Source organism: Peptoniphilus koenoeneniae (genome assembly GCF_030812875.1).
Classification (GTDB): domain Bacteria; phylum Bacillota; class Clostridia; order Tissierellales; family Peptoniphilaceae; genus Peptoniphilus_B; species Peptoniphilus_B koenoeneniae.
The window spans coordinates 79,026-105,290 of sequence record NZ_JAUSTN010000001.1 but is presented as its reverse complement, the minus strand read 5'-3'; the positions used below and the strand labels follow the sequence as shown (position 1 = coordinate 105,290).

Annotated in this window: 20 protein-coding genes; all 20 read right to left on the bottom strand. The window is 29.0% G+C overall.

Annotated elements, in window-relative coordinates:
- Window positions 1–48 precede the first annotated feature (48 nt).
- The 20 genes from J2S72_RS00515 to rimO all read right to left on the bottom strand — a co-directional run bounded on the left by J2S72_RS00515 (window position 49) and on the right by rimO (window position 26,261).
- Entirely contained in the window at window positions 49–291 is a 243-nt protein-coding gene (locus J2S72_RS00515; RefSeq protein ID WP_023056429.1) for an RNA-binding S4 domain-containing protein, read from the bottom strand.
- Between the two features lie 9 nt (window positions 292–300).
- Window positions 301–3,630 (bottom strand): UvrD-helicase domain-containing protein, encoded by a 3,330-nt coding sequence (locus J2S72_RS00510; RefSeq protein WP_162146349.1) that lies wholly within the window; start codon window positions 3,628–3,630, stop codon window positions 301–303.
- 5 nt (window positions 3,631–3,635) lie between these two features.
- Window positions 3,636–6,035 (bottom strand): PD-(D/E)XK nuclease family protein, encoded by a 2,400-nt coding sequence (locus J2S72_RS00505; protein ID WP_307494821.1) that lies wholly within the window; start codon window positions 6,033–6,035, stop codon window positions 3,636–3,638.
- On the bottom strand, window positions 6,022–6,984 hold the full coding sequence (locus J2S72_RS00500; RefSeq protein ID WP_307494820.1) for a tyrosine recombinase XerC: 963 nt from the start codon (window positions 6,982–6,984) through the stop codon (window positions 6,022–6,024). Before J2S72_RS00500 ends, J2S72_RS00505 begins: the two co-directional genes overlap by 14 nt.
- Before the next feature lie 43 nt (window positions 6,985–7,027).
- Window positions 7,028–8,560, bottom strand: coding sequence for a ribonuclease Y (rny, locus tag J2S72_RS00495; protein WP_023056306.1), 1,533 nt, complete (start codon window positions 8,558–8,560; stop codon window positions 7,028–7,030).
- 127 nt (window positions 8,561–8,687) lie between these two features.
- Window positions 8,688–9,632, bottom strand: coding sequence for an ABC transporter permease (locus J2S72_RS00490; protein WP_023056322.1), 945 nt, complete (start codon window positions 9,630–9,632; stop codon window positions 8,688–8,690).
- Entirely contained in the window at window positions 9,629–10,753 is a 1,125-nt protein-coding gene (locus tag J2S72_RS00485; protein WP_023056344.1) for an ABC transporter permease, read from the bottom strand. The genes J2S72_RS00490 and J2S72_RS00485 overlap by 4 nt, the downstream gene beginning before the upstream one ends.
- Complete coding sequence (locus J2S72_RS00480) at window positions 10,737–12,242, bottom strand: ABC transporter ATP-binding protein (protein WP_036739982.1); 1,506 nt, start codon at window positions 12,240–12,242, stop codon at window positions 10,737–10,739. The genes J2S72_RS00485 and J2S72_RS00480 overlap by 17 nt, the downstream gene beginning before the upstream one ends.
- 123 nt (window positions 12,243–12,365) lie before the next feature.
- On the bottom strand, window positions 12,366–13,475 hold the full coding sequence (locus tag J2S72_RS00475; RefSeq protein WP_307494819.1) for a BMP family lipoprotein: 1,110 nt from the start codon (window positions 13,473–13,475) through the stop codon (window positions 12,366–12,368).
- Between the two features lie 206 nt (window positions 13,476–13,681).
- Window positions 13,682–14,710: a hypothetical protein gene (locus J2S72_RS00470; RefSeq protein ID WP_307494818.1), complete on the bottom strand. Its 1,029-nt coding sequence runs from the start codon at window positions 14,708–14,710 to the stop codon at window positions 13,682–13,684.
- 203 nt (window positions 14,711–14,913) lie between these two features.
- Window positions 14,914–16,164, bottom strand: a complete 1,251-nt coding sequence (locus J2S72_RS00465) for an FprA family A-type flavoprotein (RefSeq protein ID WP_023056342.1) — start codon at window positions 16,162–16,164, stop codon at window positions 14,914–14,916.
- Between the two features lie 14 nt (window positions 16,165–16,178).
- Window positions 16,179–18,113: an acyl-CoA dehydrogenase family protein gene (locus J2S72_RS00460; RefSeq protein WP_081696626.1), complete on the bottom strand. Its 1,935-nt coding sequence runs from the start codon at window positions 18,111–18,113 to the stop codon at window positions 16,179–16,181.
- 679 nt (window positions 18,114–18,792) lie between these two features.
- Window positions 18,793–19,434 carry a hypothetical protein gene (locus J2S72_RS00455; RefSeq protein WP_023056354.1) on the bottom strand — a complete coding sequence of 214 codons (642 nt, stop codon included), beginning with the start codon at window positions 19,432–19,434 and terminating at the stop codon, window positions 18,793–18,795.
- Window positions 19,434–19,694: a hypothetical protein gene (locus tag J2S72_RS00450; RefSeq protein ID WP_023056343.1), complete on the bottom strand. Its 261-nt coding sequence runs from the start codon at window positions 19,692–19,694 to the stop codon at window positions 19,434–19,436. Before J2S72_RS00450 ends, J2S72_RS00455 begins: the two co-directional genes overlap by 1 nt.
- On the bottom strand, window positions 19,691–21,142 hold the full coding sequence (locus J2S72_RS00445) for an AAA family ATPase (RefSeq protein WP_023056315.1): 1,452 nt from the start codon (window positions 21,140–21,142) through the stop codon (window positions 19,691–19,693). The genes J2S72_RS00450 and J2S72_RS00445 overlap by 4 nt, the downstream gene beginning before the upstream one ends.
- Entirely contained in the window at window positions 21,139–22,116 is a 978-nt protein-coding gene (locus J2S72_RS00440) for a metallophosphoesterase family protein (RefSeq protein ID WP_023056366.1), read from the bottom strand. The genes J2S72_RS00445 and J2S72_RS00440 overlap by 4 nt, the downstream gene beginning before the upstream one ends.
- An 8-nt stretch (window positions 22,117–22,124) precedes the next feature.
- Window positions 22,125–23,192 carry a recombinase RecA gene (recA, locus tag J2S72_RS00435; protein ID WP_307494817.1) on the bottom strand — a complete coding sequence of 356 codons (1,068 nt, stop codon included), beginning with the start codon at window positions 23,190–23,192 and terminating at the stop codon, window positions 22,125–22,127.
- Entirely contained in the window at window positions 23,182–24,429 is a 1,248-nt protein-coding gene (locus J2S72_RS00430) for a CinA family nicotinamide mononucleotide deamidase-related protein (protein WP_023056308.1), read from the bottom strand. Before J2S72_RS00430 ends, recA begins: the two co-directional genes overlap by 11 nt.
- Window positions 24,416–24,946: a CDP-diacylglycerol--glycerol-3-phosphate 3-phosphatidyltransferase gene (gene pgsA, locus J2S72_RS00425; RefSeq protein ID WP_023056427.1), complete on the bottom strand. Its 531-nt coding sequence runs from the start codon at window positions 24,944–24,946 to the stop codon at window positions 24,416–24,418. Before pgsA ends, J2S72_RS00430 begins: the two co-directional genes overlap by 14 nt.
- On the bottom strand, window positions 24,930–26,261 hold the full coding sequence (rimO, locus tag J2S72_RS00420; RefSeq protein WP_023056411.1) for a 30S ribosomal protein S12 methylthiotransferase RimO: 1,332 nt from the start codon (window positions 26,259–26,261) through the stop codon (window positions 24,930–24,932). The genes pgsA and rimO overlap by 17 nt, the downstream gene beginning before the upstream one ends.
- Window positions 26,262–26,265: the final 4 nt, after the last annotated feature.

The window sequence follows — 26,265 nt, the reverse complement described above, 5'->3', positions numbered from 1 at the left end:
AAGTAAATTATTACATTTACACTTGTAAAAAACAAGCTTATTTTACATTTAGTTAATAACTTCATACATTAAAGCCGCATCATCTTTTTTTGCACTTTCTAAAATTTTAGTAACTTTACATTTAAAAGTTGAATTTCCAAATCTTACTTCTAAAATATCATCAATTTTAACATCGTCCGAAGCCTTGGCAATTTTATTATTTATTGAGATTCTTCCTCCATCGCAAGCTTCCTTGGCAACGGTTCTTCTTTTTATAATCCTTGAATTTTTTAAATATTTATCAAGCCTCATTTTATCTCCTTAATTACAATTAATTATTTTTGTCTTTATATTTCTTCTTTCTACCTTAAAAATTTTTTCAACGGCAGACTTATAAAAATTTAATTGATCCTCATATTTATAATTGGCTTCTTCTCCTAATAAGTCGGTTTTATAATCATAAACTGTGTATATATTGTCCTTAATGACTAAAAGATCTATTCTGCCTCTTATATATTTTTCTTCAAAAATAGTAAAGGGTACTTCCGTATAAATTTTATCTGCATCTTTAAAAATAGAAACTAATTGAGGAAAAATATTTTCGTAACTTTTTTTAATTGTTTCTTCCACATAGGAATAAATTTTTTCTATATTTTCGCTAAAATTATCAGCTTCAAGATTTAATTTTATAAAATCTTTTTCATTATTTAAATCTTTATCAAATAAAAATTCGCCTATGGCAAGTCTTAAATTAATTTTAAAATCAGGTATTTCTTTTCTCAAATAATCATTCACAGAAAGTTCCATAAGTCTGTGAAAAATTGTGCCGTACCAAGAACCATGAGGACGTAAAATAAGCTCATCGTTTTTATAAAATGTATTTTTAATTTTTTTATCTTTTTGGGGTTCTTCTGTAAAGTTAAATTTGTAAGAACAAATATCTTTTACAAATTCAGATTTTTTGTTGATTCCTTTATTTTTCCCCTTAGAAATTTTATATAAATAAGGTTTACCAAATTTAAAAATTTCCTTATAAACTTCATACAAATCAAATACAAATAAAGCTGATTCAGCTCTTGTTGCAGCAACATAATTTAATCTTATATTTTCTTTTTTACTTTCCGACCTATCAAGAAGCTCTATTTCTGGATTGTCATAGCTGGGGACTTGATATCTTTTTATTAACTTATTGTTTGAAGAAAAATCAACATAACCTTGATTTTTTTCTCTATCAAAATATCCACTTTTTTCTTCTTTTAAAGCACTTTCTCCTATAATTATAACAAATTTTCCTTGAAGACCCTTAGCCTTGTGAAGATTCATAACTCTAAGCTTCTCAATATTGTCAGTTTTTAAAATATTTCCACTGTAATTTTTATAATCTTTAAATGAAAGGTCTTTATTTAAAAGTTTCTCCATAAAACTTATAAAGGTTTCATATTCCTTTTCCCTAACAGTGCCATCTGTAAAACTTTCAAAATCTAATTCCATAGCTCTTAAAGCTGCACTTAAGGACACTTTATTATAATTTAAGTAAGAAAAAATAAATTCTATTTCTTTTTCTTCTAAAAATTTTTTCTTTTCCAACAAGTCTAAAAAATTATTTTCAAGAAGATATTTTTTTATTTCAAAAGCTTTTATATCATCTATTTTAAAAAGCCCTCTAAGCATTCTAAGAAAATTTTTATTATTTTGATCTATTAAAAATTTATAAAAATTATAAGCATTTTTTATAGACGGAAAATTAAAATATTTACTGTTTGTGCTTGTGTCAATGTCATAACCCAAAGCATATAAAATACCGCTCATTTCCTCAGCCCCAGAATTTGTTCTGGTTAAAACTAAAATATCTTTTTCTTTTATATTTTGGGTTTCGACTAAATAATTTATAAAAAATCCGACACTTACAAATAAAGAATCCTTATTACCTTTAAAAGCTTTATTTTTAAATAATTTTTCTAAATTTATATCCTCTATATTTTTTTGAATTTTAAAATCTTCAAGCTCTTTTAAATTATCTTTTATAAAGCTTTCTCTCCTTATTAAAAAATTTATAAATAAATTTGAAAAACAATCATTTTTCTCTTCATCATAGATTTTATTTAAAAATAATTTCAAATCTTGGTCTGTTATTAAACTTAATAAAAATTCCAAATCAAAATCAAGGGTAGGATAATAAATTCCCATTAAAGCTGAATTTTTTCCATTAGTTAAAATGTTATTTAATTTTAAATTATAGGGTCCAGTTGGAGTTTCAAAATCATTTTTATAAATATCAAATATTTCAGACGCCAACTCATCGTCAAATCTAAAAGATTTATCTAAGATAATAAATTCGCTGTTAGTTTGATTCTCGAAAATATTTTTTACTTTTTCATAGTTGTTTAAATCTGCCCCCCTAAATCTATAAATTGATTGTTTAGGGTCTCCTACTAAAAATAAGGCCTGATCTTTTAAAGTAAAATCAGAAAAATTTTTATTCTTTAAATTCCCCTCATCTTTTGAACAAAAGGCAAGAATAAATTTTGTCTGTATAGGATCTGTATCTTGAAACTCATCTACAAAAAAATACTTATATTTGCTTTGCAAATACATCCTTGACTGGTAGTCCTCAACTATCTTCAATGCCAAACGCACTAAATCGTCGTTAGACAAAGTTTTATAGTCTCCTGATACAAACTCATCAATAAATTTACTAAAGCCCTCAGAGGCGCCGACAAAGCCTCCATATAGGTTATTTAAATAAAGTCTTATCTTCTCATTCAATTCACATCTTATTGCGCCTTGAATTATTGTAGAATCCTTAACTTTATTTTTTATATCATCATTTGCCTTGTATTTTACTTTTGTAAAAGGACTTTCTATTATTTTTTCATTTTGCATAAAAACCCAAAAGTCAAAAATACTTTTTAAAAAATTTCCGTAAGAATTATTGTTTTTATAAAGATTTAATTCTTGCAAATTTTTAAGAAAATCACTCCTGTAAACACTTGTATCAACTTTTAAATCTTTTATAAATTTATTTATTTTATCTATAATTTCATAAGAATCTTTTAAAAGTTCTTCTATAAAATAAATTTTAGTATTATCGTCAAAATAATTTGGAAATTCAGTGTTTTGATTTAATATAAATTTTGAAATTTGACCCAATATTATTTTTTTATTTTCTGCCTTTTCAAATATTTTCAGTTGGCTTTCTTTTATATAGGTTTTAAGATCTCTTTCTATAAATTTTTTATAAATACTAAGTAGATATGAATCATAATCTTCATCTTCTTTTACATTAAAATTAAGACCCAAGTTTGCATAAAATGGCATTTCTTGAATTAATTTATTGGCAAAGGAATGTATTGTAGAAATATTTATTTTATTAAAATTTTCTATCGCATATTTAATATTTTCATTAGGATTTACTTTCTCTAAAAGTTTACTTTGAATTCTCGATCTAAGTTCTTGAGCAGCCTTATTGGTAAAGGTTATGGCCACAATTTCTTGAGGTTTAAAAATGCCCTTTTCAATTAAATTTGTCATTCTTTCAACTAATAAGTAAGTTTTTCCCGCGCCAGCTCCTGATTCAACTAAAAAGTTTTTATTAAATTCTTTTATTAAATTTTCTCTTTTAAGATTTTCGATTTCTAATAATTTATTCATTTCCATTAAAGCACCAAATAATTTTCACTAAAGCTTATTGCCTTTTCTATTTCTGATTTGTCCTTTTTCAGATTCTCATACTTTCCTGATAAACCAGCCATTTTTTCTGGTTTAACGAAACCATATTCATTTACAAAATCAAAAAGCAATTCTAAGTTTTTTTCCGTTTCTTCAAAATCTCCACAAGGCTCATATATTTCCCTATTTTTTATAAAATGATACTGACATGTAATATCTTTTGAAAAAAACTTTTCTAAGACTTTTTTATATATAAAGTCCTGTATAAGTCTGTTTTTATTGTCCATATCTTTTATTAATTTGCTGTTGCCTGTTTTATAATCAATTAAAACCATTTGATCTTCTAATAAATCCAACCTATCAATTGATCCTTTAACCTTAATTTTATATTTTCCGATTTCTATAGTAACTGGATCTTTACATAAAGACTCTTTTTGTCCGAATCCAAAGCTATATTCTGTTTTATAAAATTTTTCATTTGGATTTTTTTCTATAAAATCTATTAAATAATTTTTAATCATATCCCTTAAATTATTTTTATAATTTTCAAAGGGTTTTTCCAATCTTTGAGGATATTTTTTTAAATACGGCTCTATATTTTTATTTAAAATATTTTCCACTTGTTCAAGAGCAAAGAGTGATCCTTTCTCATTAATTTGATCTACAATATTTTTTAAGCTTTCATGAACTATGGAACCTGTTGCGTAAAATGGGAAAATTAAATCTTCATCAAAGATTTCCTCTTCGTCATCATCTAAATTTAAAATAAATTTATTATAAAAACATTTTGGGCTTAAATTTAATACATTTAAAGATGTAGCTGAAAATACAAAATTTTTTAATATTTCTTGAAAATTATTTTCTCTTAATTCCTGAAATTTTTCTTCTAAAGAATCAAAACTATAATAATTTTTTTCTATTTCTGGTAAATTTAAATTTTGTAAAAAAACAGCTTCTGTATATTTCTCATTTTTTTCATCCACTTGAGGATAAGAGAAATAAATTTTTTCTCCTAAGCTGAAAAAATTATTAATTTTATATTTTGCCAAATTGTATTTTGCTGAATTTAATTTTTCCTTTGTTGTAATTTTTTTTGAAATTTTTTCTAATTCTGAATCTCTAATAACTGGTGATTCTCCTATTGTTGTTGGAAAAAATTCACTAGCCATTCCCAGAATAAAGGCATATTTTCTTGTAAAAATCCTTTCATCATAAATATTTGAAACTCTTATAAATGATTCAGTGGCTTTAGAAATATTTAAATTTTCAATTTGAAATTTTAAAAATTCTAAAGCTTCATAAAAGTACAGGTATTTTTCTTTAGAAAAGCTTGAAATATTTTTTATTAGGTCTACAACCTCTTCTCTAAGATTTAAATATTTTTTTGAAAAAGTTAATAGGTTATTTAAAAAATCCCTAAAATTTATTTTTTCTTCTTTTTTAGCCGGAAGTATATCTACAAGATCTTTTGCAAAATCACTTAAATTTAAATAGTTATTTTTATCCCCTATAAAATCTATATTTACATCTTCATAAATTCTACAAATATTTTTTATTTTTTTATAAAATTTAGGAGAAAAATTACTATCTACAAAAGAAAATATATTTTCGAGAATTTCAATAAGTTCTACTTCTTTTTCTTTATTGAATTTTATAGGAAGATTTGTAAATAAAAATGATTTTAATATTTCTATGTAGGATGCATCAGTGTATACAATTTCTATATCTTTCGGATTTATTTTTTCTTTTATTATTATTTCTAAAAGGTTTAAAACTTCATCTCTCTGAGAAAAGCACTTATAAATTTCAGTTTTTTTCTTATTAAATTCATATTTATCAAGCTCAATTGTCTTTACATTTAATAAATTAAGAAGTTTTTCCTCGTAATATCTTAAATCGGTATTTTCTATAATAGCTCTTTCTATTTGATCATCTTTAAAATTTAAAGCTATTTTAATTGAATCTCCATAATCTATTCCCTTATGCTTTTCGTTATAAAGTTTAAAAATTTTTAAAAAATCTCTAAGCCTATTGTTGTTAAAGGCTTCTTCTTTATAATTTGTAAGTTTTAATTCTTGGATTAAATTATAAAATTCTTGTGCAAGGCTTAGAGAAATTTGATTTTCTTTAAAAAATTCAAGTTCTGTATTTTTTAGCAGATCATAAATAAAAAGCACTGATTCAATTTCATTTGAATATTTTTCACCTGATTTAATTATTTCTTCTATGGAGAGTTCTTTTACAAGTTTTTTTATATCAATTGGACTTATTAAAAAACTTCCTCCATTTTTTATTGTAAACTCTTCAATTATTGAATCTGCAAAAACTGAAGTGTTTCCAATTAATTGTTTTTTGTTGTTTGATTTTAAAAATTCATTTAATTTCATTGTCAATTTTTCCTAAAGGGTTATTTTCAACGGTTGTTCTTATTTGTTCATCACTTACATGGGTATAAATTTGAGTTGTTGTTACAGAAACATGCCCGAGAACTTCCTGTAAGGACCTCAAATCTGCATTACCATACCTATACATAAGAGTTGCAGCTGTATGTCTTAGTTTGTGGACTGTATATTTATTAGGGTCAAGTCCTGCCTCCAAAATATGTTTTTCAATCATATTTTGTATTCCCCTATTTCCGATTCTCTTGTTCAATCTGCTTAAAAAAAGTGCCTTATCTTCTACATCAGGTCTTAACTTTAAATAATCATCTAAGGCTTTTATGCAGGCATCATTTAAGTAAACAGTTCTTTCTTTTTTCCCCTTTCCCATAATTTTTAAACTTTTATCATCCCTTATATCCTCTAAATTTATAGAAGCAAGCTCAGATAATCTCATCCCGCAATTTAAAAATAAAGTGGCTATGGCGTAATCTCTATTTTTAAAAAATTCCGATTGTTCACTATGTTTAATTGTATTTAAAAATTTTATTGCTTCATCCAATGTCAAAGCTACCGGCAAAGTCTTTTCCAATTTAGGCATATCTATATCTTCTATGGGATTGTGATCTATTACATTTATTTTAACTGAAAGATAATTAAAAAAAGTTCTTATTGCAGACAATTTTCTGTATTTAGTTCTGTTTGAGTTGTCACGTCTTCTTTCAAGATAAGCGTTAAAAGCATATAAATCTGTCTTTTTTATATTTTCTAAAAATTCTGCATCTATATCATCTATATCGATAGAGTCAAAATTTTCTTCATTAGCTAAACCTCTTCTTATTTTCATAAATCTTAAAAAAGTTCGGATATCATAATAATATCCTTCCATAGTTTTTTTCGATAAAGATCTTGTAGATCCAAGATATCCTATAAAATCATCTAATAATGTGGAAATCATATTTTCTCCTATTAAAAAAACCTGCCATTGGCAGGTTTAGATATTATTTTGCATATTCAACTGCTCTTGTTTCTCTTATGACATTAACTTTTATTTGTCCAGGAAAATCAAGTTCAGCTTCAACTTGTTTTGCTATATTTCTTGCAGTAACAATAATTTCGGATTCAGAAATCATCTCTGGTTTAACAATTATCCTAATTTCTCTTCCAGCTTGAACAGCATATGATTTTTCAATACCTTCATATTCATTTGCTATTTCTTCAAGCTTTTCAAGACGTTTTATATAAGATTCAACTGTTTCTCTTCTTGCACCTGGTCTTGCTGCTGATATTGCATCTGCTGCTTGAACTATAACAGCTTCCAATGTACTTGGTTCAACATCATTATGATGAGCTTCAATAGTATGGACTACAGATTCAGGTTCTTTATACCTTCTTGCAAGGTCAACCCCCAAGTCAACATGTGGTCCCTCAACTTCATGGTCTATACTTTTACCAAGATCGTGAAGTAAACCGCCACGTTTAGCAATTTTAACGTCTGCTCCAAGTTCAGAAGCAATTATTCCGGCTATCTGTGCAACTTCAACTGAATGCTTTAATACATTTTGCCCATAACTTGTTCTATACTTTAGTCTTCCTAAATACTTTATAAGTTCAGGGTGTAATCCATGTACTCCTGCATCGTATGCTGCTTGTTCTCCGGATTCCTTAATTGTTACTTCAATTTCTTTCTTAGCACGTTCTACTGTCTCTTCAATTCTAGTTGGGTGAATTCTTCCATCTGAGACGAGCTTTTCAATTGCAATTCTTGCAACTTCTCTTCTAATAGGATCAAAGCAAGACAAAACTACAGCTTCAGGTGTATCATCAATAATTAAATCAACTCCTGTTAATGATTCTATAGCTCTTATATTTCTTCCTTCTCTACCGATTATTCTACCTTTCATTTCATCATTTGGCAAAGAAACAACTGAAACAGTGTTCTCTGCAACAGTATCTGCTGCACATCTTTGTATAGCTTGTACTATAATATCTCGTGCATATTTTTGAGATTCATCTTTAATTCTAAGTTCATTTTCTCTAATAATTTGTGCGGATTCATGAACTACATCTTTTTCAAGTTCTGAAAGTAAGATTCTCTTACCCTCTTCAACACTTAGTCCTGAAACTCTTTGAAGTTCCAAATTTCTTTTTTCAATTAAACTTTCCGCTTCTTCATTTTTAGCTTTAGCTTCTTCAAGTTTACGATTAAGTTTTTCTTCCTTCTTTTCAAGTGAATTAGATTTCTTTTCAATAGATTCTTCTCTTGCCAATACTCTTGTTTCTAATTGTGAAAGTTCTGCTCGTCTAAGCTTATTTTCGGATTCCACTTCTGCTCTCATTTTGTGAATTTCTTCTTTTGCTTCAACTAAAAGTTCTTTTTTCTTTGATTCGGCAGTATGCTCGGCATCAATTACGATTTTATTTGCAATTTCCTCAGCTTTTCCTACTTTATTTTCAGCAATATACTTTCTTACAAAGTAGCCTAATCCCAAAGAAATAATAGCGCTTAAAAGAATTTTTATTATTTCCGGCAATAGCTTAGCACCTCCATATTAAGTTTTCAAGTTTCTAAAACTTCTACTAAATATTGTATACGTTTAATAAAGATAAGTCAAGAATGCCTATTAAGGCAAAAAAAAGAGGAGCCCTATCTCCTCTTTTTTAATTATTTCTTTCATATGGTTTTCCATCTGCACTTGGGGCCTTTACGCTTTTAACAAAAGCTACTAAAACTATAAGAGTTATAACATAAGGCAACATTGCAAGTAAATTGGAATCTACTTTAAATCCTTTAGAACCTAAGAATACAGTAAAACCTTGAGCTGCTCCAAATAATAAACAAGCAAGCATTGCTCCTTGAGGTTTCCATCCTCCAAATATCATGGCTGCAAGAGCTATAAATCCTTGACCCGCAATAAGTGTATCTCTGTAATTTGACACTATGGCAAGAGACATAGACGCTCCTCCTAAGCCAGCTAAAAATCCTGAAGCTAATACGCAAATATATTTTATTTTATAGGCGTTTACTCCTAATGATTCTGCTGCTCTTGGATGTTCTCCTACTGCTCTTATTCTAAGTCCTAGTTTTGTTTTATATAGTATGAACCAAGTTAAAAATACTAAAGCAAAAGCAATGTAAACAATAATATATTGGTTAAAAATGATTGACATTGATTTTGTAAATTCATTTTTAGGTAAACTTTTAAACAAACTTCCAAATACTTTAGGCAATTTATTTTCAAAGGGAATTGGCTTTGTTAAAGCAGCTCCATCAAAAAATCTTCTTGATAAAAACAATGACATTCCAGGGCCTATTAAGTTAATTGCTATACCTGAAACAACATGGTCTGCTGCAAAATGTATGGTTGCTATGGCATGAAGTAATGATAGTAATAAACCGGCAATGCCTCCGCATAAAAATGCAATCCAAGGATTTCCTAAATAATATCCAACTGTAGCCCCTATTAAGGCTCCTATGGTCATCATACCTTCAAGACCTATGTTTACTACACCTGAATTTTCACTTAAAACTCCTCCAAGGGCAGCATATATTAAAGGAGCTGAATAAAGAAGAGTAATACTTATAATATTGGCTATATCTATCATTTTTTTATCTCCTCTCCATCTAATTTTTCATTTTTGTTTTTTTTGAAAAATTTTCCTATCATTTCAAGTAGCTTTGGCATAGATATAAATAAAACTATTACACCTATTAAAATACTTATTACCTCAGAAGGAGTATCTAAAGCACTCGTTAATTTTCCTCCTCCATATTGAAGACCTGCAAAGAGTAAACCTGCTGGAATGCATGCTAAAGGATTATTGCTTGCAATTAAAGAAACTGCCATTCCATCAAATCCGTATCCTTGTTGAGCGGCCATTAATGAAATATTAAATGAAACTCCTAAAACGGTGACTGCACCTGCCAGACCAGAGATTGCTCCTGAAATAATCATAGAAGTTGCCATATTTCTTTTTACATTTATTCCACCGTATTCAGCGGCATCAGGGCTGAATCCCACTGCTTTTAACTGGTAACCTAAAGTTGTTCTGTTTAAAATGTACCAAATAATAATTGCAACAATTATAGCAATTAAAATTCCCCAATTTAATGGTGGTCTTAAAAACTGCTTAAGTCCAGGATTTTTGCTTAAAAATTTTATACCAGCTTCACTTGCCTTCCACTTTCCTAAAACTGTTATTTTTGCTGAATCTAAAATTGAATATGATAAATCACTTTGAGGTTTTCTCAAAAAAGGAAAACTTAAAATATAATTTGAAAAATAAAAAGCTATCCAGTTTAACATTATTGAAGAAATAACTTCATTTACGTTAAATCTTGCTTTAAGTATTCCAACTAAGCCACCCCAAACGGCTCCAAAGACAAAACCAACAATTAGGCAAAATATTGGATGTATAATTGGTGGTAGTTTAACTAAATATCCTGCTAAAACTGCCCCTATGGAACCTATAATATATTGACCTTCAGCACCGATGTTAAATAAGCCTGTTCTAAAAGCAAAGGCTACTGATATCCCTGTTAATATTATTGGGACAGCTTTTATTATTGTCCAAGATATATATTGTGGCTTGCCAACTGCTCCAAGAATTACAACCTTATATGCTTCCAGTGGATTTGTTCCGTTTATAAGTAAAATAATTGCTCCAAAAAGAAAGCCTAATAATATGGAAACAACAGTATAAAATATCTTAGTTTTTGCTTTCATCTTGCCCTCCCCCTGCCATTAAAAGACCTATTTGTTTTTCATCAACGGTTCCGGCTTTAAAGGTATTAACTATTTTTCCACCATATATTACGGCAATTCTATCTGATAAGCTCATAATTTCATCCAGCTCAAAAGAAATTAAAAGAACAGCTTTGCCTTCATCTCTTTGAGCAACTAAATATTTGTGAACATATTCAATAGCACCTACATCAAGGCCTCTTGTAGGCTGAGCTGCTATTAAAACCTCAGGATCATTTGAAATTTCTCTTGCTATAATAACTTTTTGTTGATTACCACCTGATAAAGAGCCCGCTAAATAGTTTGGATCTCTTGGTCTTATATCAAATTTTTCCGCAAGATCATTAGCGTGGTCATATATATTTTTTCTGTTAAAAATCCCATTTTTTGAAAATTCTTTTTCGGCAAAATCTTCTAAAATTAAATTGTCAGCAACGCTGAACTCCAGAACCAATCCACGTCTTTGTCTATCTTCAGGAATATTGTACATTCCGGCCTCTTGTATTTGTTTAGGCGTGTGGTTTGTTATATCTTTGCCGTCAATTAAAACTTTTCCTGATTCAATCTTTCTAAGGCCTGTTAAGGCTTCTAAAAGTTCACTTTGACCATTTCCGTCTATTCCAGCAATCCCAAGTATTTCTCCTTGAAACAAATTTAAACTCAGTCCTTTTAATTTTTCAATATTTCTTGAACTTTTCACAACAAGATTGTCCACATTAAGTATTAAATCTCCTGGCTCCATTTCTTTTTTATCCACAGTTAATAAAACTTGTCTACCAACCATCATATCAGCCAGTTCTTCTTCAGACACTTCACTCACATTTACAGTTTCTATTTTTTTGCCACGCCTTATAATCGTGCATCTGTCAGCCATGGCTTTAATTTCTTTTAATTTGTGAGTTATAAGTATAATCGTTTTTCCCTGCTTTGAAAGTCCCTTAATAATATCTACAAATTCCTCTATTTCTTGAGGAGTTAAAACAGCAGTAGGTTCATCAAAAATTAAAATATCTGCTCCTCTATAGAGAGCTTTTAATATTTCAACCCTTTGTTGCATTCCTACACTAATATTTTCAATTTTTTCATCAGGATTTATAGATAGTCCATATTTATTTGATATGTCTACAACCTGTTTTTTCGCAGCTTTGTAATCTAATTTAATTCCCTTTGTTGGTTCAATTCCAAGGATAATATTTTCAACAACGGTAAAGGGCTCAACTAACATGAAATGTTGGTGAACCATTCCAAGTCCAAGTTTTATTGCATCATTAGGATTTTTTATTTCTTCTTTTTTTCCATTTACAAAAATTTCTCCAGCTGTTGCTGTATACATTCCATATAAAATATTCATTAAAGTAGATTTTCCTGCACCGTTTTCTCCAAGAAGTGCATGAATTTCACCTTTTTTTATTTCTAAATTAATATTATAATTTGCTGTGAAATTTCCAAATTTTTTTGTTATATTCCTCATTTCAACAGCTAAGCCATTAGACTCATTCAAAGGATTCGCCTCCTCTCTTTTATATTATAACCTATGAAAGCTTATATTTATATAAAAAAATACCCCTGCATAAGCAAGGGTGTTTTTATAAATTTACTTTGCAGAATATTCTTTATAAGTTTCTTCATTATAAGGAACAGTAATTTCACCTGAAATTATTTTTTCTTCAATAGCTTTTGTTTTTTCGATTAATTCTGCAGGTACGTGCTTGTCTGAACTTGGAGCAATACCAACAGCTCCATTATCAGATAAACCAAGATTAATAGTTGTTCCGCCTGGGAATTCTTTTCCTTCAGCTAGGTCTTTAACTATATTATAAACTGCAACATTTGCATTTTTCATAGCAGAAGTTAATACATTGTCAGGAGCTGCATCAATTTGATCTCTGTCAACACCTATTGCCCATTTTCCTTCTCCCATTTCTTTTGCTGCTTCAATAACTCCGTCTCCTGTTCCGCCAGCTGCATGGAATACTATATCAGCACCATTTTGGAACATAGTAGTTGCAATTGCTTTTCCTTTTTGTGAGTCTGCAAAACTTGCTGCATATTGAACCATAACGTCAATTTTTTTGCCAAGTTCTTTTGCTGCATAATCAACACCTGCTCTAAAACCATAGTCAAATCCCCAGATTATGTTACTTTCAACTCCACCAACAAAACCAACTTTGTCAGTTTTTGTAGTGTGTCCTGCAATGTAACCAACTAAGAAAGATGGTTCTTGAGCTCTAAACATTATACCTACAAGGTTAGATGGTGCTTCGATTTTATTTCCATCGGCATCAACTGTTGGATCAACATCAACTATTGCAAATTTAACATCGGGATTTGCTTTAGCTTCTTCAATTATTGTATCTCCCATTTTATAGCCTGCACCAACGATTAAATCTTTTCCATCGTCTAACATAGTTTCAAAATTCGGCTTATAGTCATTTGAATCTTTTGATTCAGAGTATGCTATATCTACTCCAAAATCTTCTTTAGCTTTGTCAAGACCTTCTTTAACTCCTTGGTTAAATGATTGGTCGTTAACTCCACCTTCATCAGTTACAAATCCTATTTTTAAGTCTGATTTTGTTGCTTCAGTTCCTTGTTTGTTACCATTTGCTTTTTTGTCATTACCATCTTTAGGTGCAGAATTTCCACAACCTACAAGAGCCATTGCAAAAACTAACAATAAAGCAATAAGTGATCTTCTTTTCATTGTTACCTCCTTTGTAAGAATAAACTGTTTCTTACTTGTAAATTAATTATATTATAGAATATAGCATTTTTCAATTTAAACTAAAAGCTCTATAGATCGCAATTTAATAGGTTTTAGTATTTAAAAAAGATTTAAAAAATAATCTAATATTACGAAAATATTTTCACAAAAAAACAACTCGCTTTTCACGAGTTGTTAATTTTTTATTAAATTGCTCTTGGAATTATAAATATAATTAAAACTATAACAAAGAAGATTATTGTCCACGCTAAGGAACGTTTTAAATCTTTTTTCATAACCGTAATTTCATCTCTACCATAAATATTTGAAATAACAGCTCCTATATAAGCAAGTATAGTCCAAATAATCAGCATTCCAAAGACGCTTGCTCCTCTATCTAAAAATCTATGCACCGTTATAACTGACAGCATCATTAAAATCATGTAAGGTATTTGAGATTTTTTACTGTTGAGCCAAAGTAAAAGAAGCATACAAATTATAGAAAGAACAAAGACAATGCTGTTTATTGTATTTGCTGTAGATATTGATGAAACTGCTTTTTCATTAATTATTTCAAGAGAGTTTACGTAATAGCCTGATTGATTGAAATTTTTGCTTTCATTTTTTATTCCATCTTTTGGTTTTGTAGTATCTTTAAAACTATCTACTCTGGCATTTGTTATAAATACTGAATTTTCTGAAATTGTTCCTTTTTTACCATAGTTTAAATGTTTAGGCTCACTTTTTACAGTAAAGTTATATTGGGTAACTTCTTTCTTTAAAGGTACTCTTATCTTAGAAGTTGCCATAAAATTATAATTTTTAACTTTTTTGTATAAATCCTTTAACTTTAAATTTTCTGTGAAAAGAGAACTATTAATTTTATCGTAGTCGCCTTTTAATTCTACATCACTGAATACAGGGCTTATACCTTCCGGAAAGAAAGTTTGACCTATAGGATTGCCTAAAATTCTAAAATTACCAAAATCGCCTATATAATCAAATGAAATATCATATTTAACATAATTTCTATTATTTTCATTTGCAATAGCTCTTGTTACAGTCAAATTTTGAATATCTTGAGGATCGTTAAACAAAATTCCGTCAAATGGTACAGGCATATTTTTTGCACTTGGCCAAAAGACTTCAGAAGAGAAAGATTTTGCAAGAGTTGATAAAAATAATAACAAAATAAAAATTCCGTATATTATGTAGTTTTTAATCTTCTTGTTCATAGTTACCTCCATAATGAAAACATTTCTATCATTAATAATACCACGAAGTACGAGAAAATACACTATTTTAAGAAAAAAAGTTTTTACTTATCAAGTAATATGAATTTTTATCCATATATTATGTAAAATATAAATCTTTTTTAAATATCTTTTCGCTTTTTTATACAAAAATCCCCTAAGCTTATAAGCTTAGGGGAACATTTTTATTTATCAGCTTTTTTTGCTTTTAATTCTTTTAAGTTTTTTATAGATTCAATTAAAGCATCTGTTAATCCGTCCATATCACTTCTATTTGCTGAGTTAAGTGAAGTATTAATAGTTACTCTTTCATTTAGAACGTCCATAAGCTTCATATTTTCATCTAAGAAATCTTCCATTTTATCGCCTACTGTACAAGCCCAAGTACCATTTTCAAGGATACCTATTGTTCTGTTTTGTAGGTTAAGAGCTTCCATATCATTTAAGAAGTCTTTCATTGGAGGATAAATACCTAAGTTATAAGTTACTGAAGCAAGAACAATGTGTGAGTATTTAAAAGCATCTGAAATTAAATATGAAACATGAGTACTTGACACATCTCTTACAACAACATTTGTCATACCTTTTTCACAAAGGTCTGATGCAAGTTCTTGTGCTGCTCTTTCAGTGTTTCCATACATTGAACCGTAAACAATTAATACACCATATTCTTCAGGTTCATATTTACTCCAAGTATCATACTTTCCGATAATATATCCGAAATCATTTCTCCAAACTGGTCCATGAAGAGGGCAGATAAATTTAACTTGCGGAAGAAGTGGGGCTGCTTTTTTCAATACATCTTGAACAAAAGCTCCATATTTTCCTACAATATTTGTTAGATATCTTCTCATGTGGTCTAAATAATCTCTGTCGAAGTTTACTTCGTCATTAAATAATTTCCCGTCAAGTGCTCCAAATGTACCAAAAGCATCAGCTGAGAACAGACATCCGTTGGTTACGTCTAAAGACATTATAACTTCAGGCCAGTGAACCATTGGAGCTTCAACAAAGGCAAAAGTGTGTTTACCGAAACTAAAAGTGTCTCCTTCTTTAACAATTATTTTATTTTCTTCTTTTATTTCATATCCTGTTTGGCTCATAAATTCAAAGCCTTGTTCTGAACATATAACTTTAACATCTGGATATCTTAAAATTACTTCTTCAATTGCTCCTGCGTGGTCAAGTTCCAAGTGATGAATTAAAAGATAATCAAGGGGTTCGCCATTTAATACTACTTTTATTCTTTCCAAGAAATCTTTTACAATTGACCAGTCAACTGTATCAATCAAAACATTTTTTTCATCCTTTAACAGATATGAGTTATATGAAACTCCTTCCGGAATTGGATGAATATTTTCAAATAGATGTGTTCTGTGATCATTTCCACCAACATAGTAAAGATCATCAGTTACTTTTCTAATATTATATAACATCTTTTACCTCCTAATTACTTTCTATCACTCGGAAATTCCATTTCAATGAAATCTTTCTTTTCTGTTTGACATTCAGGGCATTCCCAAGTATCAGGCAATCTTTCAAAATCTGTACCTGGATCAATTTCACCTTCCGAATCTCCAAGATCAGGATCATATTCATATCCACAACCCGGACATACCATTACTTTATAGTTAGGTGCAAGTTTTCTCGGTTTAGATCTTCTAACTTTCTTCATTGGAGGTGCCGGTTTCTTTTCTTCAGTTCCGAATTCTTCAATAAGAAGAGGCATATATTCATTAATATCACCAACTATTCCATAGTCAGCGTTCTTAAATATTGTAGCACCAGGATTCTTGTTGATTGCAACAATTGTTGAAGCATCTTTGATACCTTTTAGATGTTGAGTTGCTCCTGAAATTCCAAGGGCAAAGTATAGATTTCCTCTGAATTTTTGTCCTGACATACCTACATATCTTTCAAGAGGTAGATATTTAAGTGTTTCAGCAACAGGTCTTGAAGAACCTAAGGAAGCTCCTGCAGCTTGTGCAAGTTTTTTAGCAACTTCCATATTTTCTTTATCGCCAATACCTTTACCTACAGAAACGACCCTTTCAGATTCACTTATAGGAGTATCTACAGGAATTCCTACTGTGAAATCATAGCCATCTTTTTTAAGAGCAGCTACAAGATCCTTTACATTTTTCTTAGGATCATCAGAATCAAACATTTGTTTCTTTCTTTCTCCTGTTATTGGTCCCTTCTTTTCCCCTAATACTGCTGCAACTTTATTTTTCTTTCTCTTTATTTTTCCTACTATATTTGCTGCAATAACAACTCTTTGAATTTCATTTGTTCCTTCATAAATTGTAGTTATTTTAGCATCTCTATAGAATCTTTCAACATCCATTCCTTTTAGGAATCCATTTCCGCCATGGATTTGAAGTGCATCATTTACAACTTCAAGTGCACAGTCAGATGCATACATTTTAGCCATTGCAGATTCCATACCATAGTTTTCATGGTTTGTTTTCATTTCAGCTGCTGAATATACTAAAAATCTTGCTGCACGAATTTTTGTTGCCATGTCTGCAAGTTTAAATGAAATGGCTTGTTGTTGGGCAATTGGTTTTCCAAATTGAATTCTTTCTTTAGCGTATTTTACTGCTGCTTCATATGCTCCTTGAGCAATTCCCAAAGCTTGAGCTGCTATACCTATACGGCCTCCGTCAAGAGTTTGCATAGCAATTCTAAATCCTTGTCCTTCTTGTCCAAGTAAATTTTCTTTAGGAACTTTAACATTGTTAAAAATAAGCTCTGCAGTTGAAGATGATCTTATGCCTAATTTGTCATAGTGATCCCCAAAAGTGAATCCTTCAAATCCTTTTTCAACTATAAAAGCTGAAATTCCATGAGTTCCTATACCTGGAGTTGTAACAGCAAATACTACATAAGTGTCTGCTTTAGGTGCATTGGTTATAAATATTTTATTACCATTTAAGATATAATAATCACCGTTTAGTTCTGCAGTTGTTTCTGTTCCACCTGCATCTGATCCTGCCTCAGGTTCTGTTAAGCCGAAGGCTCCTACATGTTCACCTTTAGCAAGAGGAACTAAGTATTTTTTCTTTTGTTCTTCGGTACCAAAAGCTTCTATAGGATAGCTTCCTAAAGATGTGTGTGCTGATAAAATAACTCCAACACCACCATCAACTCTTGAAAGTTCTTCTACAGCTATTGCATAAGATATAACATCTTTGCCTGCTCCACCGTATTCCTTAGAATAAGGAATACCCATCCAACCATTTTCACCAATTTTTTTAACTATTTCATCAGGATATTCATTGTTTTGATCAAGTGAAAATGCAATGGGTTGAACCTCAGCTTCAGCAAATTCTCTAACAGCTTTACGCAAAGATTCATGTTCATCTGTTGTTTTAAATAACATAGACTTGCCCCCTTCATTTTTATTGCTTACAGAAATATTTTTTTCTTCGGCAACTTTTTTGCTTTCTTCTTGCACATCATTGGCAACTGTTGCACTACTATTGTTGTCAATTTCTTTTTGGTCAGTTTCTTTCTTGATTACTTCTTTTTCTTCATCTTTTAAATCTTTTTCTTTAACATCACCCTTAAAATCTCTTACATCGGATTTGTTTGGCTTGTTAGATTTTTTTCTCTTAAAGATACTCAGAACACTCACCCCCCAAAAATTTTATAGAATAGGAAAGGTTTTCCATTATCTATTAATAAGTACTCAAATAAATCTAAATACTATACTGTAATTGTATCTTTTAATTTTACTACTGTCAATAAATTTAATAATTATTTAAATTTATTTTTGTATTTTAATAGTCTTCTCGCCCATTTAAACTACTGTCAATAAATTTAATAATTATTTAAATTTATTTTTGTATTTTAATAGTCTTCTCGCCCATTTAAACTACTCTAAATTTTATATACCCAATATTATAAATAAAAACAGTTTTATTTAATTTTGTTTTAAATAATTTAAAAATAAAAATTTTTTTGAATTTTTAATAAAACATTTTCAAAATCATCAAATTTTTTATTTTAATAAAAAAATACCAAACTTTAAGTGTTTCCTACACGAAAAATTCGGTATTCTATAAGATGGTTTTTTCTACTAATGATTTTCCATTTTTTATATTTACTGTAAAAGAATTGTCTCCAATGTTAGCTAAATATTGATTATGAGTTACCATAATTATTTGTCTTTCCATAGCTTCTGAAGATTTTTTTAAAAACTCTCCAAGATTAAAATTATAATCATTGCTAACATGCTTTCCTGGTTCATCAAAAATAATAGGTCCTTCTATAGGTGGTTTAGTTAAAAACATAAATGCTATTCTAAGAGCAATTGAAATTATATCAACTACTCCTCCACCCCTTGAATTTTCAGGTTTCGTTCTGACTGTATAACCTTCGTATTCATTTACAACATAAAATTCTGCGCTTACATTATCTCTGCTTTCAGATAATTCTATTTCAAACCTTATATTTTCTTCAAAAACATAAACTAAAAAATTGGTAACCATATTTTCTAATTGTGTTTTTGCTTCGTTTCTTGCAAATTCTGAAGATTTTTTAAGCAAAACTCCAACTTTGTTTAAAACTTCTTTGTATTCCAATTTGCTTTTTATTTCATTTTCTATTGAATCGTATCTTTTTTTTGTCAAGTCATATTGAAATCTTAATTTTGAAACATTTTTGTCGAAGCTGTCAATTTTCTCAACTATATCTTCCATTATAAATCCTCGGGCAAAAGAGAATTTGCCTCACTTATTAAATTTTCAATTTCTTTTTGAAGCTTTAAAATTTCATTGTCAAGATTTTCAGGATCTACATTAAGCTCTTTCAATTTTTTTATAAGTTCTTCTTTATTTCCTTCTAATGCTTCCAATCTTCCAACTGCTGTTGATTTTATTTGGCTTGCTTTATTTATTTTGTTTTTTAATGTTTCTATTTCTTTTTCATAGTTATTGTATTCTTTGTTTTCGTAACTCATATTTCACCCCGCAAATGATTTTCTATATGTTTTTTTGTATTCTCATCAATTTTTGAAAAACAAAAGGGACAGAAATCTAATTTGTTATAAATTTTTCTGTACTCTTCTAAATTTTTTTGGTAATCCTGACTTATAAAATCTATTTTTAGCTTTTCAATTCCAATATCTATTCCAATTTTTGATAAATTTTCATTAATTTGAATAAGCTTATTATAATTGTACAGACTCTTTTCTAATTTTTTAAATAAGTTAAAAGATTCATCTAAGTTTTCGTAACCCTTTAAAAATTTATCTGCTATTTTAAATTTTTCATTAAGGACATTCAACCTTTTTTTTATTTCCAGAAAATCATTAAAGCCTTTATTTTTATTTTCTAAATCATTTAAAATAATTTTAATTTTTTCAAGATTTTCAAGGCTCTTTATTTTTTCTTTTGTTAGATCAATTGTTCTTTCTAAGTTTAAAATTCGATTTTTCAAACTTAATAAATTTAAAAACAATTGATTTATTTTCTTAGATTTGTCATTTGTATCTTTTATAAATTCTAAGTTTTCTAATTTTTTTAATATTTCTTTGTTTTTTTCTATTTCTTTAGAATTATATATAAAATCATTCTTTAAATTAATAAGTTCTTTTAATTTCGCCTTTTTATTTAGGGCTTCTGTAAATATAGTATTTGCATCTTCTAATTTTTTAAATTTATTTATTATGTCTCTTTCTTTTTTTAATTCACCCTCTATGTTTTCTGCCTGGCATTTATAATCTCTAAGCTTAAATAAAAAATCATTATTTTTCAAAAATATTTCTTTTATTTTTTTTAAATTTTCCAGTCTCTTTTCATAATCTTCTAAAAAATTAAGAGAATCTAATTCCGCTTGTGCTTCATCTCTTAAGTTTATTTTGTTTTTAAGTTCAGAATTTAAGCTTAAAAGATCACTTTTTAAATCAGAGTAAGCAGTATCCAATATATCAACATCGTTTAGCTTTCCTATTGCTTTTGCTCTTTCATAAGGAGAATCTTGAATCAAAAATGGACCATCCAATTGCTCAGCTATATTAAGCATAGATTTTGAATATGTAAAATTTGTATACGATCTTATTTGAATTTCTTCGTAAATTTGAGGAGGAACTGTGTTTCCAAAACTTTCGAATCTTTGCAATCTTCCAAAAGAATCTGTAAGTTCATAAATATTTTTTGTCGATAATCGAATTCTCTTTAAAATTACATTATTGCTAAAAAATATTTCAACTGATGTTTCTTTTTCCCCTTCTCTTACAAAAAAATCTCCCTTAGGCTCATTATACAGGGCCCATTTTATTCCTCTGATTATGGCAGTTTTGCCACTATCTGACTGTCCAAGTATTACATTAAGCCCTTGGGTAAATTCAAGTTCACTATATTCATGAGATTGAAAATTTTTTAAAATAACTTTTGTTATATAGATCAATTTTTAACTCCCATCTGAGCCTCTGTAACTCTTCTTAAAGTTTCATCTTTAACATCTTTCGGTATATTTTCTTTGTTTGCAATATCATTAATAATTTTAAAAACATCTCTTTTTTCAAAACTTAAAGATGTTCCTGTGTTAATAATGTCCTCAAATTCAATTGCCTTAGATCTCTTAGATTTTGAGTTTTCTATTTGACTTCTATCTAAAACAAGTTCTCCTGATTGTGCCGATTTTAAGTATATTTCCTTAATTGAAATTTTATCTTTTAATTCAATTATTAATATTTTAGGTTTCCTTTTCATTTCAAGAACTGAATTGCTTATTCTAATAATAGATCCAGGATTAATAAAATATTTTCCATCATGAACTACTGTTTTAAACCCTAAATGATAGTGTCCGCACAAAGTTATATCTGCTTTAGTATCAAATATATCTGAAATCAAAGTGAAATTTATTCCTTCAATAAATGGTTTTTCCATTAAAAATCCATGAACCAAGTGAATTGAATAATCGGCTTCATTATCTACTTCATCCACCATATAGCTTTTTATGTTATCTTTTTCATCAATTCCGTATTTGTAAGGAGAACCGCTAATTTGAACATTGACATCTCCTCTTAACAAAATCCTTTTATTATCCAAGAGATTCATTATTCCTAAATCACATAAAAAACCAAGCATAGTTCTATTTACAGTTTCAGGATTATGACCATATATATCATGATTTCCACTTATAATATATATAGGGCATGGACTTTCCATAAATATTTTAGCAAAAGTTGAGGCAACAGATATAGATGTGTCCGGTCTGTCAAATAAATCTCCCCCATGTAAGATGTAATCCACATTTTCTTCTTTTGCTATTTGAAAAATTTCTCTTGTTTTATTTTCAAGAGTCAGAGGAAAGTCATCCAATCTGTTGACTGGATTAGTTCCTCTGTAATGAGTATCTGTAAAATACAAAAATTTCACAAAATCACCTAAAATTCTCTATCATTGTACTCTTCTTTTTCTTTATCTTCTTCTTCTTCTTTATCTTCTTCTTTATCCGTTTTTAAGGTAGCTCGTATCTTTTCTTCAAGTTTTTTTGCAAGTTCAGGATTTTTTAAAATATAATCCTTAGCATTTTCTCTTCCTTGTCCAAGTTTTATGTCATCAATACTAAACCATGATCCTGCTTTATTGATTAATCCCATATCAGTTGCCATATCAAGTATTATTCCTTCTTTTGAAATTCCCTTTCCATACATTATGTCAAATTCTGCTTGCTTAAATGGAGGTGCAACTTTATTTTTAGCCACTTTTACTCTAACTCTGTTGCCTATCATTTCATCTCCTAATTTTAGAGTTTCAAGTCTTCTTATATCTAATCTTACACTTGCATAAAACCTCAATGCACGTCCACCTGTAGTGGTTTCCGGATTGCCGAAAGTTATTCCTATTTTTTCACGAAGTTGGTTTATAAAAATTACGGCTGTATTTGACTTATTTATTGCTCCTGTAAACTTTCTTAGAGCTTGAGACATAAGTCTTGCATGTCTTCCTACAGTAGCATCTCCCATTTCTCCATCAATTTCAGCTTTTGGAGTTAGGGCTGCTACAGAGTCAATTACAATAACTGATACAGCATTACTCCTAATTAATGTTTCAGCTATTTCCAAAGCTTGTTCTCCTGAATCTGGTTGAGATATTATTAAGTTTTGATCATCAACGCCAAGGGCTCTTGCATATTGAGGATCAAGAGCATGTTCTGCATCTATGAAAGCTGCAATTCCACCTTGCTTTTGTGCTTCAGCAATTATGTGAAGAGCAAGAGTTGTTTTTCCTGAACTTTCAGGCCCATAAATTTCAATTATTCTTCCTTTTGGAACTCCACCTATTCCTAAAGCCATGTCTAAAGAGAGTGCTCCTGTTGGTATAGCTTCTATATCCAATTTTGCATTATCTCCAAGAAGCATTATTGCTCCTTTACCAAATTGTTTTTCAATTCTTGTAACTGCATTTTCAAGAGCTTTTTGTTTGTCCTTATCTTCAATATTAATTTGCATCTGACCCTCCTAATATTTTTATTAAATAAGCTAAAATTTGATCTACGCTATTTCTTTGTATTTCTTTTCTATTTCCTAAAAGATTTAAACAATAATCGTAAAATTTATCTTTATATATTATCCCTATATAAACTTCTCCAACCTTCCCAACACTTGGATTGGGCCCGGCCTCTCCTGTAACTGATACACATATGTCTGAGTGGCTTATATTTTTTAATCCATAAGCCATTTCTTTAGCAACTTGTGGACTTACAACCTTATAATTTTTTATGCTTTCAGCACTTACACCTAATATTTTTATTTTAGCATCATCTGAATAAGTAATAAAAGATTCTTTAAGTACTTTCGATGCCCCCGATACAGATGTTATTTGACTAACCAATAGTCCCCCTGTCATAGACTCAGCAAAAGAAATTGTATAATCATTTTCTTTTAACATTCTAACTAAAGCTTGAGAGGGATTTTCATCATCGGAAAAATAATATCCCTTAAATTCTTTTCTTAATTTTAAATATATGTTATCAGCTTTTTCTTTTAATTCATTTTGATTTTTTCCATAGCAAATAATATCTACTTCCGTATGACTTGATTTTGCATAGGTATTAATCTGACAATTTTCATCTGTTAAGTTTAATTTTCTTATATGCTTTTCTGTAGAAGCCTCTCCAAGTAAGATGCAATTTAAACTTCTTTTTTCTATGAAAAATTTTGTATTTATATAATTGCTAAAATTTTCTTCAACTATTGCTTTAAATTCTTTTGGAGGACCTGGAAGTATAAAAATTTTATTATTATCTGTTTCAATAAGTTCTCCAGGAGCAAGTCCTACAGAATTATTTAATATTTTTGATCCTTCAATAACATAAGTTTGTTTTAAGGCTGAATAATAAAGTTTTCTTCCTAAACTTTCATAATATTTTTTTAAATGTTCTATGAGTTTTTCGTCAGCTTTAATTTTTAAACCTAAAACTTCAGCAAGAGTCTCTTTAGTTATATCGTCTTCAGTGGGCCCTAAGCCTCCTGATAAAAAAATATACTCAGATCTTTCCATAGCCTTCTTCAAAGCATTTGAAATATCCTCTCTATTATCTCCAACTGCACTTAGGTATGAAACTCTAACTCCTAAACTAAAAAGTTTTTTTAAAAGATAGTTTGAATTTGTATCAAGAGTATCACCCCTTAATATTTCATCTCCAACTGCTATTATCTCACCATTTACAAAATTACATGTTTTCAAGATCCAATACCTCTTTATTTTTTACCATATAGTCAACTGCAGAAATAATTGTGAAAAACAGTGAAATATAAAATAAAATTAAACCTGTTTTATATAAAATAGGTAGTCCTATTAACATTAATATTACAGCAACAAGTTGAGTTGCAGTTTTTATTTTTCCAAGACTTCCTGCTGCGATTGTTATGTTCATAGATGCTGCAATGATTCTAAATCCAGTTATTGCAAATTCTCTTGCAATAATAATTATTACTGCCCATGCAGGAATATCTCCCATTTCGCAAAAGATAATTATAGCAGAACATACTAAAATTTTATCAGCAAGAGGATCGGCAAACTTTCCAAAGTTAGTTACCAAATTGTTTTTTCTTGCCAAGTATCCATCTAAAAAATCTGTAAATGAAGCTATACAAAATACAATTGTTGCAATCACTCTAAATTCTTGTCCCAGATACATTAAAATAACAAAAACAGGCACAAGTAAAATTCTTAAAAAAGTTAATTTATTTGGTAGATTCATAACATTCCCCTATTAAATCGTATTCTATTGAATCAGTAATTTTAACATCAACAAAAGAATTAATATTGAGCTCCTTATCAGAACTTATATAAGTTACACCATCTATCTCAGGCGCATCCATATAAGTTCTTCCACTATAAGTTGTCTCATCAATTTTTTCCTCAACTAAAACCTCAAAAACTTCTCCTACTTTTTCAGATAGAGAATTTGCTGAAATATCAGCTTGAATTTCCATGATTTCTTCAAGTCTTTTTCTTTTTATCTCCTCGTCAACTTGATTTTTCATAGAATAAGCAGGAGTTCCCTCTTCTCTTGAATAGGTAAAAACCCCAACTTTGTCAAATTTTGATTCTTCAATAAAGCTTTTTAAAATTTCAAAATCTTCATCAGTTTCAGATGGAAAACCCACAATGAAAGTTGTCCTTATTACCATACCTGGAATTCTATTTCTTAGTTTTTTAATTAGGCTTTCTATATCTTCCTGATTGGTTCTTCTATTCATTAATTTTAAAATTCTGTTACTAATGTGTTGAAGAGGAATATCTGCATATTTTACAAGTTTTTTATTGTTTTTAAATTCTTCAATTAAATCCTCTTTAAAATTATCCGGATATAAATATAAAACTCTAATCCATTTTAATTCTTTAATCTTTGATATTTCTTTTATTAGATTTGTTAATTTATAAGCATTGTATAAATCTATTCCATAATCCGTTGTATTTTGGGCTATTAAAATAATTTCTCTTGTCCCGTTTTTAACAAGATATTCCACTTCTTTATATATGTTTTCAATTTTTCTTGACCTATTTTTTCCCCTCAACTTAGGAATAATGCAATAGGTACAAAAATTATTGCAACCTTCAGAGATTTTAACATATTCTGTAACTTTTACTTCTTTTGGATCCTTATATGCCCCTTCGGTATACTCAACATTTAGATTTCCTGTGAAAACAGGTCTTTGGTCTTTATATAAATCGTCTAAAGCTTCATTTATAAGATTAATGTTTCCTGTTCCTATGATGCCGTCAATTTCCGGAATGTTTTCTAAAAGTTCATCTTTATATCTCTGAGCAAGACAACCTGCTAAAAGTACTTTCTTATCTGAATTTTTTTTCATTTGGCATGCTTCTAAAATAGTATCTATTGATTCTTCCTTTGCAGAATCAATAAAACCACAAGTATTTACAACTATAACATCCGCATCAATAGGGTTATTAGTTGCTTTATATTTTTTTGTATCCAAAATTGAATTCATTATTGAAGTATCAACTTCATTTTTTGAACAACCTAAAGTTACAAAATTTATTTTTTTCATCAAA

Excerpts from the sequence above, each read along its gene's own strand:
- pgsA (WP_023056427.1), bottom strand. The coding sequence starts at position 24,946 with ATGAATCTACCAAATAAATTAACTTTTTTAAGAATTTTACTTGTGCCT.
- J2S72_RS00475 (WP_307494819.1), bottom strand. The coding sequence starts at position 13,475 with ATGAAAAGAAGATCACTTATTGCTTTATTGTTAGTTTTTGCAATGGCT.
- J2S72_RS00455 (WP_023056354.1), bottom strand. The coding sequence starts at position 19,434 with ATGGAAGATATAGTTGAGAAAATTGACAGCTTCGACAAAAATGTTTCA.
- J2S72_RS00465 (WP_023056342.1), bottom strand. The coding sequence starts at position 16,164 with ATGTTATATAATATTAGAAAAGTAACTGATGATCTTTACTATGTTGGT.
- J2S72_RS00510 (WP_162146349.1), bottom strand. The coding sequence starts at position 3,630 with ATGAATAAATTATTAGAAATCGAAAATCTTAAAAGAGAAAATTTAATA.
- J2S72_RS00450 (WP_023056343.1), bottom strand. The coding sequence starts at position 19,694 with ATGAGTTACGAAAACAAAGAATACAATAACTATGAAAAAGAAATAGAA.
- J2S72_RS00490 (WP_023056322.1), bottom strand. The coding sequence starts at position 9,632 with ATGATAGATATAGCCAATATTATAAGTATTACTCTTCTTTATTCAGCT.
- J2S72_RS00505 (WP_307494821.1), bottom strand. The coding sequence starts at position 6,035 with ATGAAATTAAATGAATTTTTAAAATCAAACAACAAAAAACAATTAATT.
- rimO (WP_023056411.1), bottom strand. The coding sequence starts at position 26,261 with ATGAAAAAAATAAATTTTGTAACTTTAGGTTGTTCAAAAAATGAAGTT.
- J2S72_RS00470 (WP_307494818.1), bottom strand. The coding sequence starts at position 14,710 with ATGAACAAGAAGATTAAAAACTACATAATATACGGAATTTTTATTTTG.
- J2S72_RS00460 (WP_081696626.1), bottom strand. The coding sequence starts at position 18,113 with ATGTTATTTAAAACAACAGATGAACATGAATCTTTGCGTAAAGCTGTT.
- J2S72_RS00485 (WP_023056344.1), bottom strand. The coding sequence starts at position 10,753 with ATGAAAGCAAAAACTAAGATATTTTATACTGTTGTTTCCATATTATTA.
- J2S72_RS00515 (WP_023056429.1), bottom strand. The coding sequence starts at position 291 with ATGAGGCTTGATAAATATTTAAAAAATTCAAGGATTATAAAAAGAAGA.
- J2S72_RS00500 (WP_307494820.1), bottom strand. The coding sequence starts at position 6,984 with ATGATTTCCACATTATTAGATGATTTTATAGGATATCTTGGATCTACA.
- J2S72_RS00480 (WP_036739982.1), bottom strand. The coding sequence starts at position 12,242 with ATGAGGAATATAACAAAAAAATTTGGAAATTTCACAGCAAATTATAAT.
- recA (WP_307494817.1), bottom strand. The coding sequence starts at position 23,192 with ATGCAAATTAATATTGAAGATAAGGACAAACAAAAAGCTCTTGAAAAT.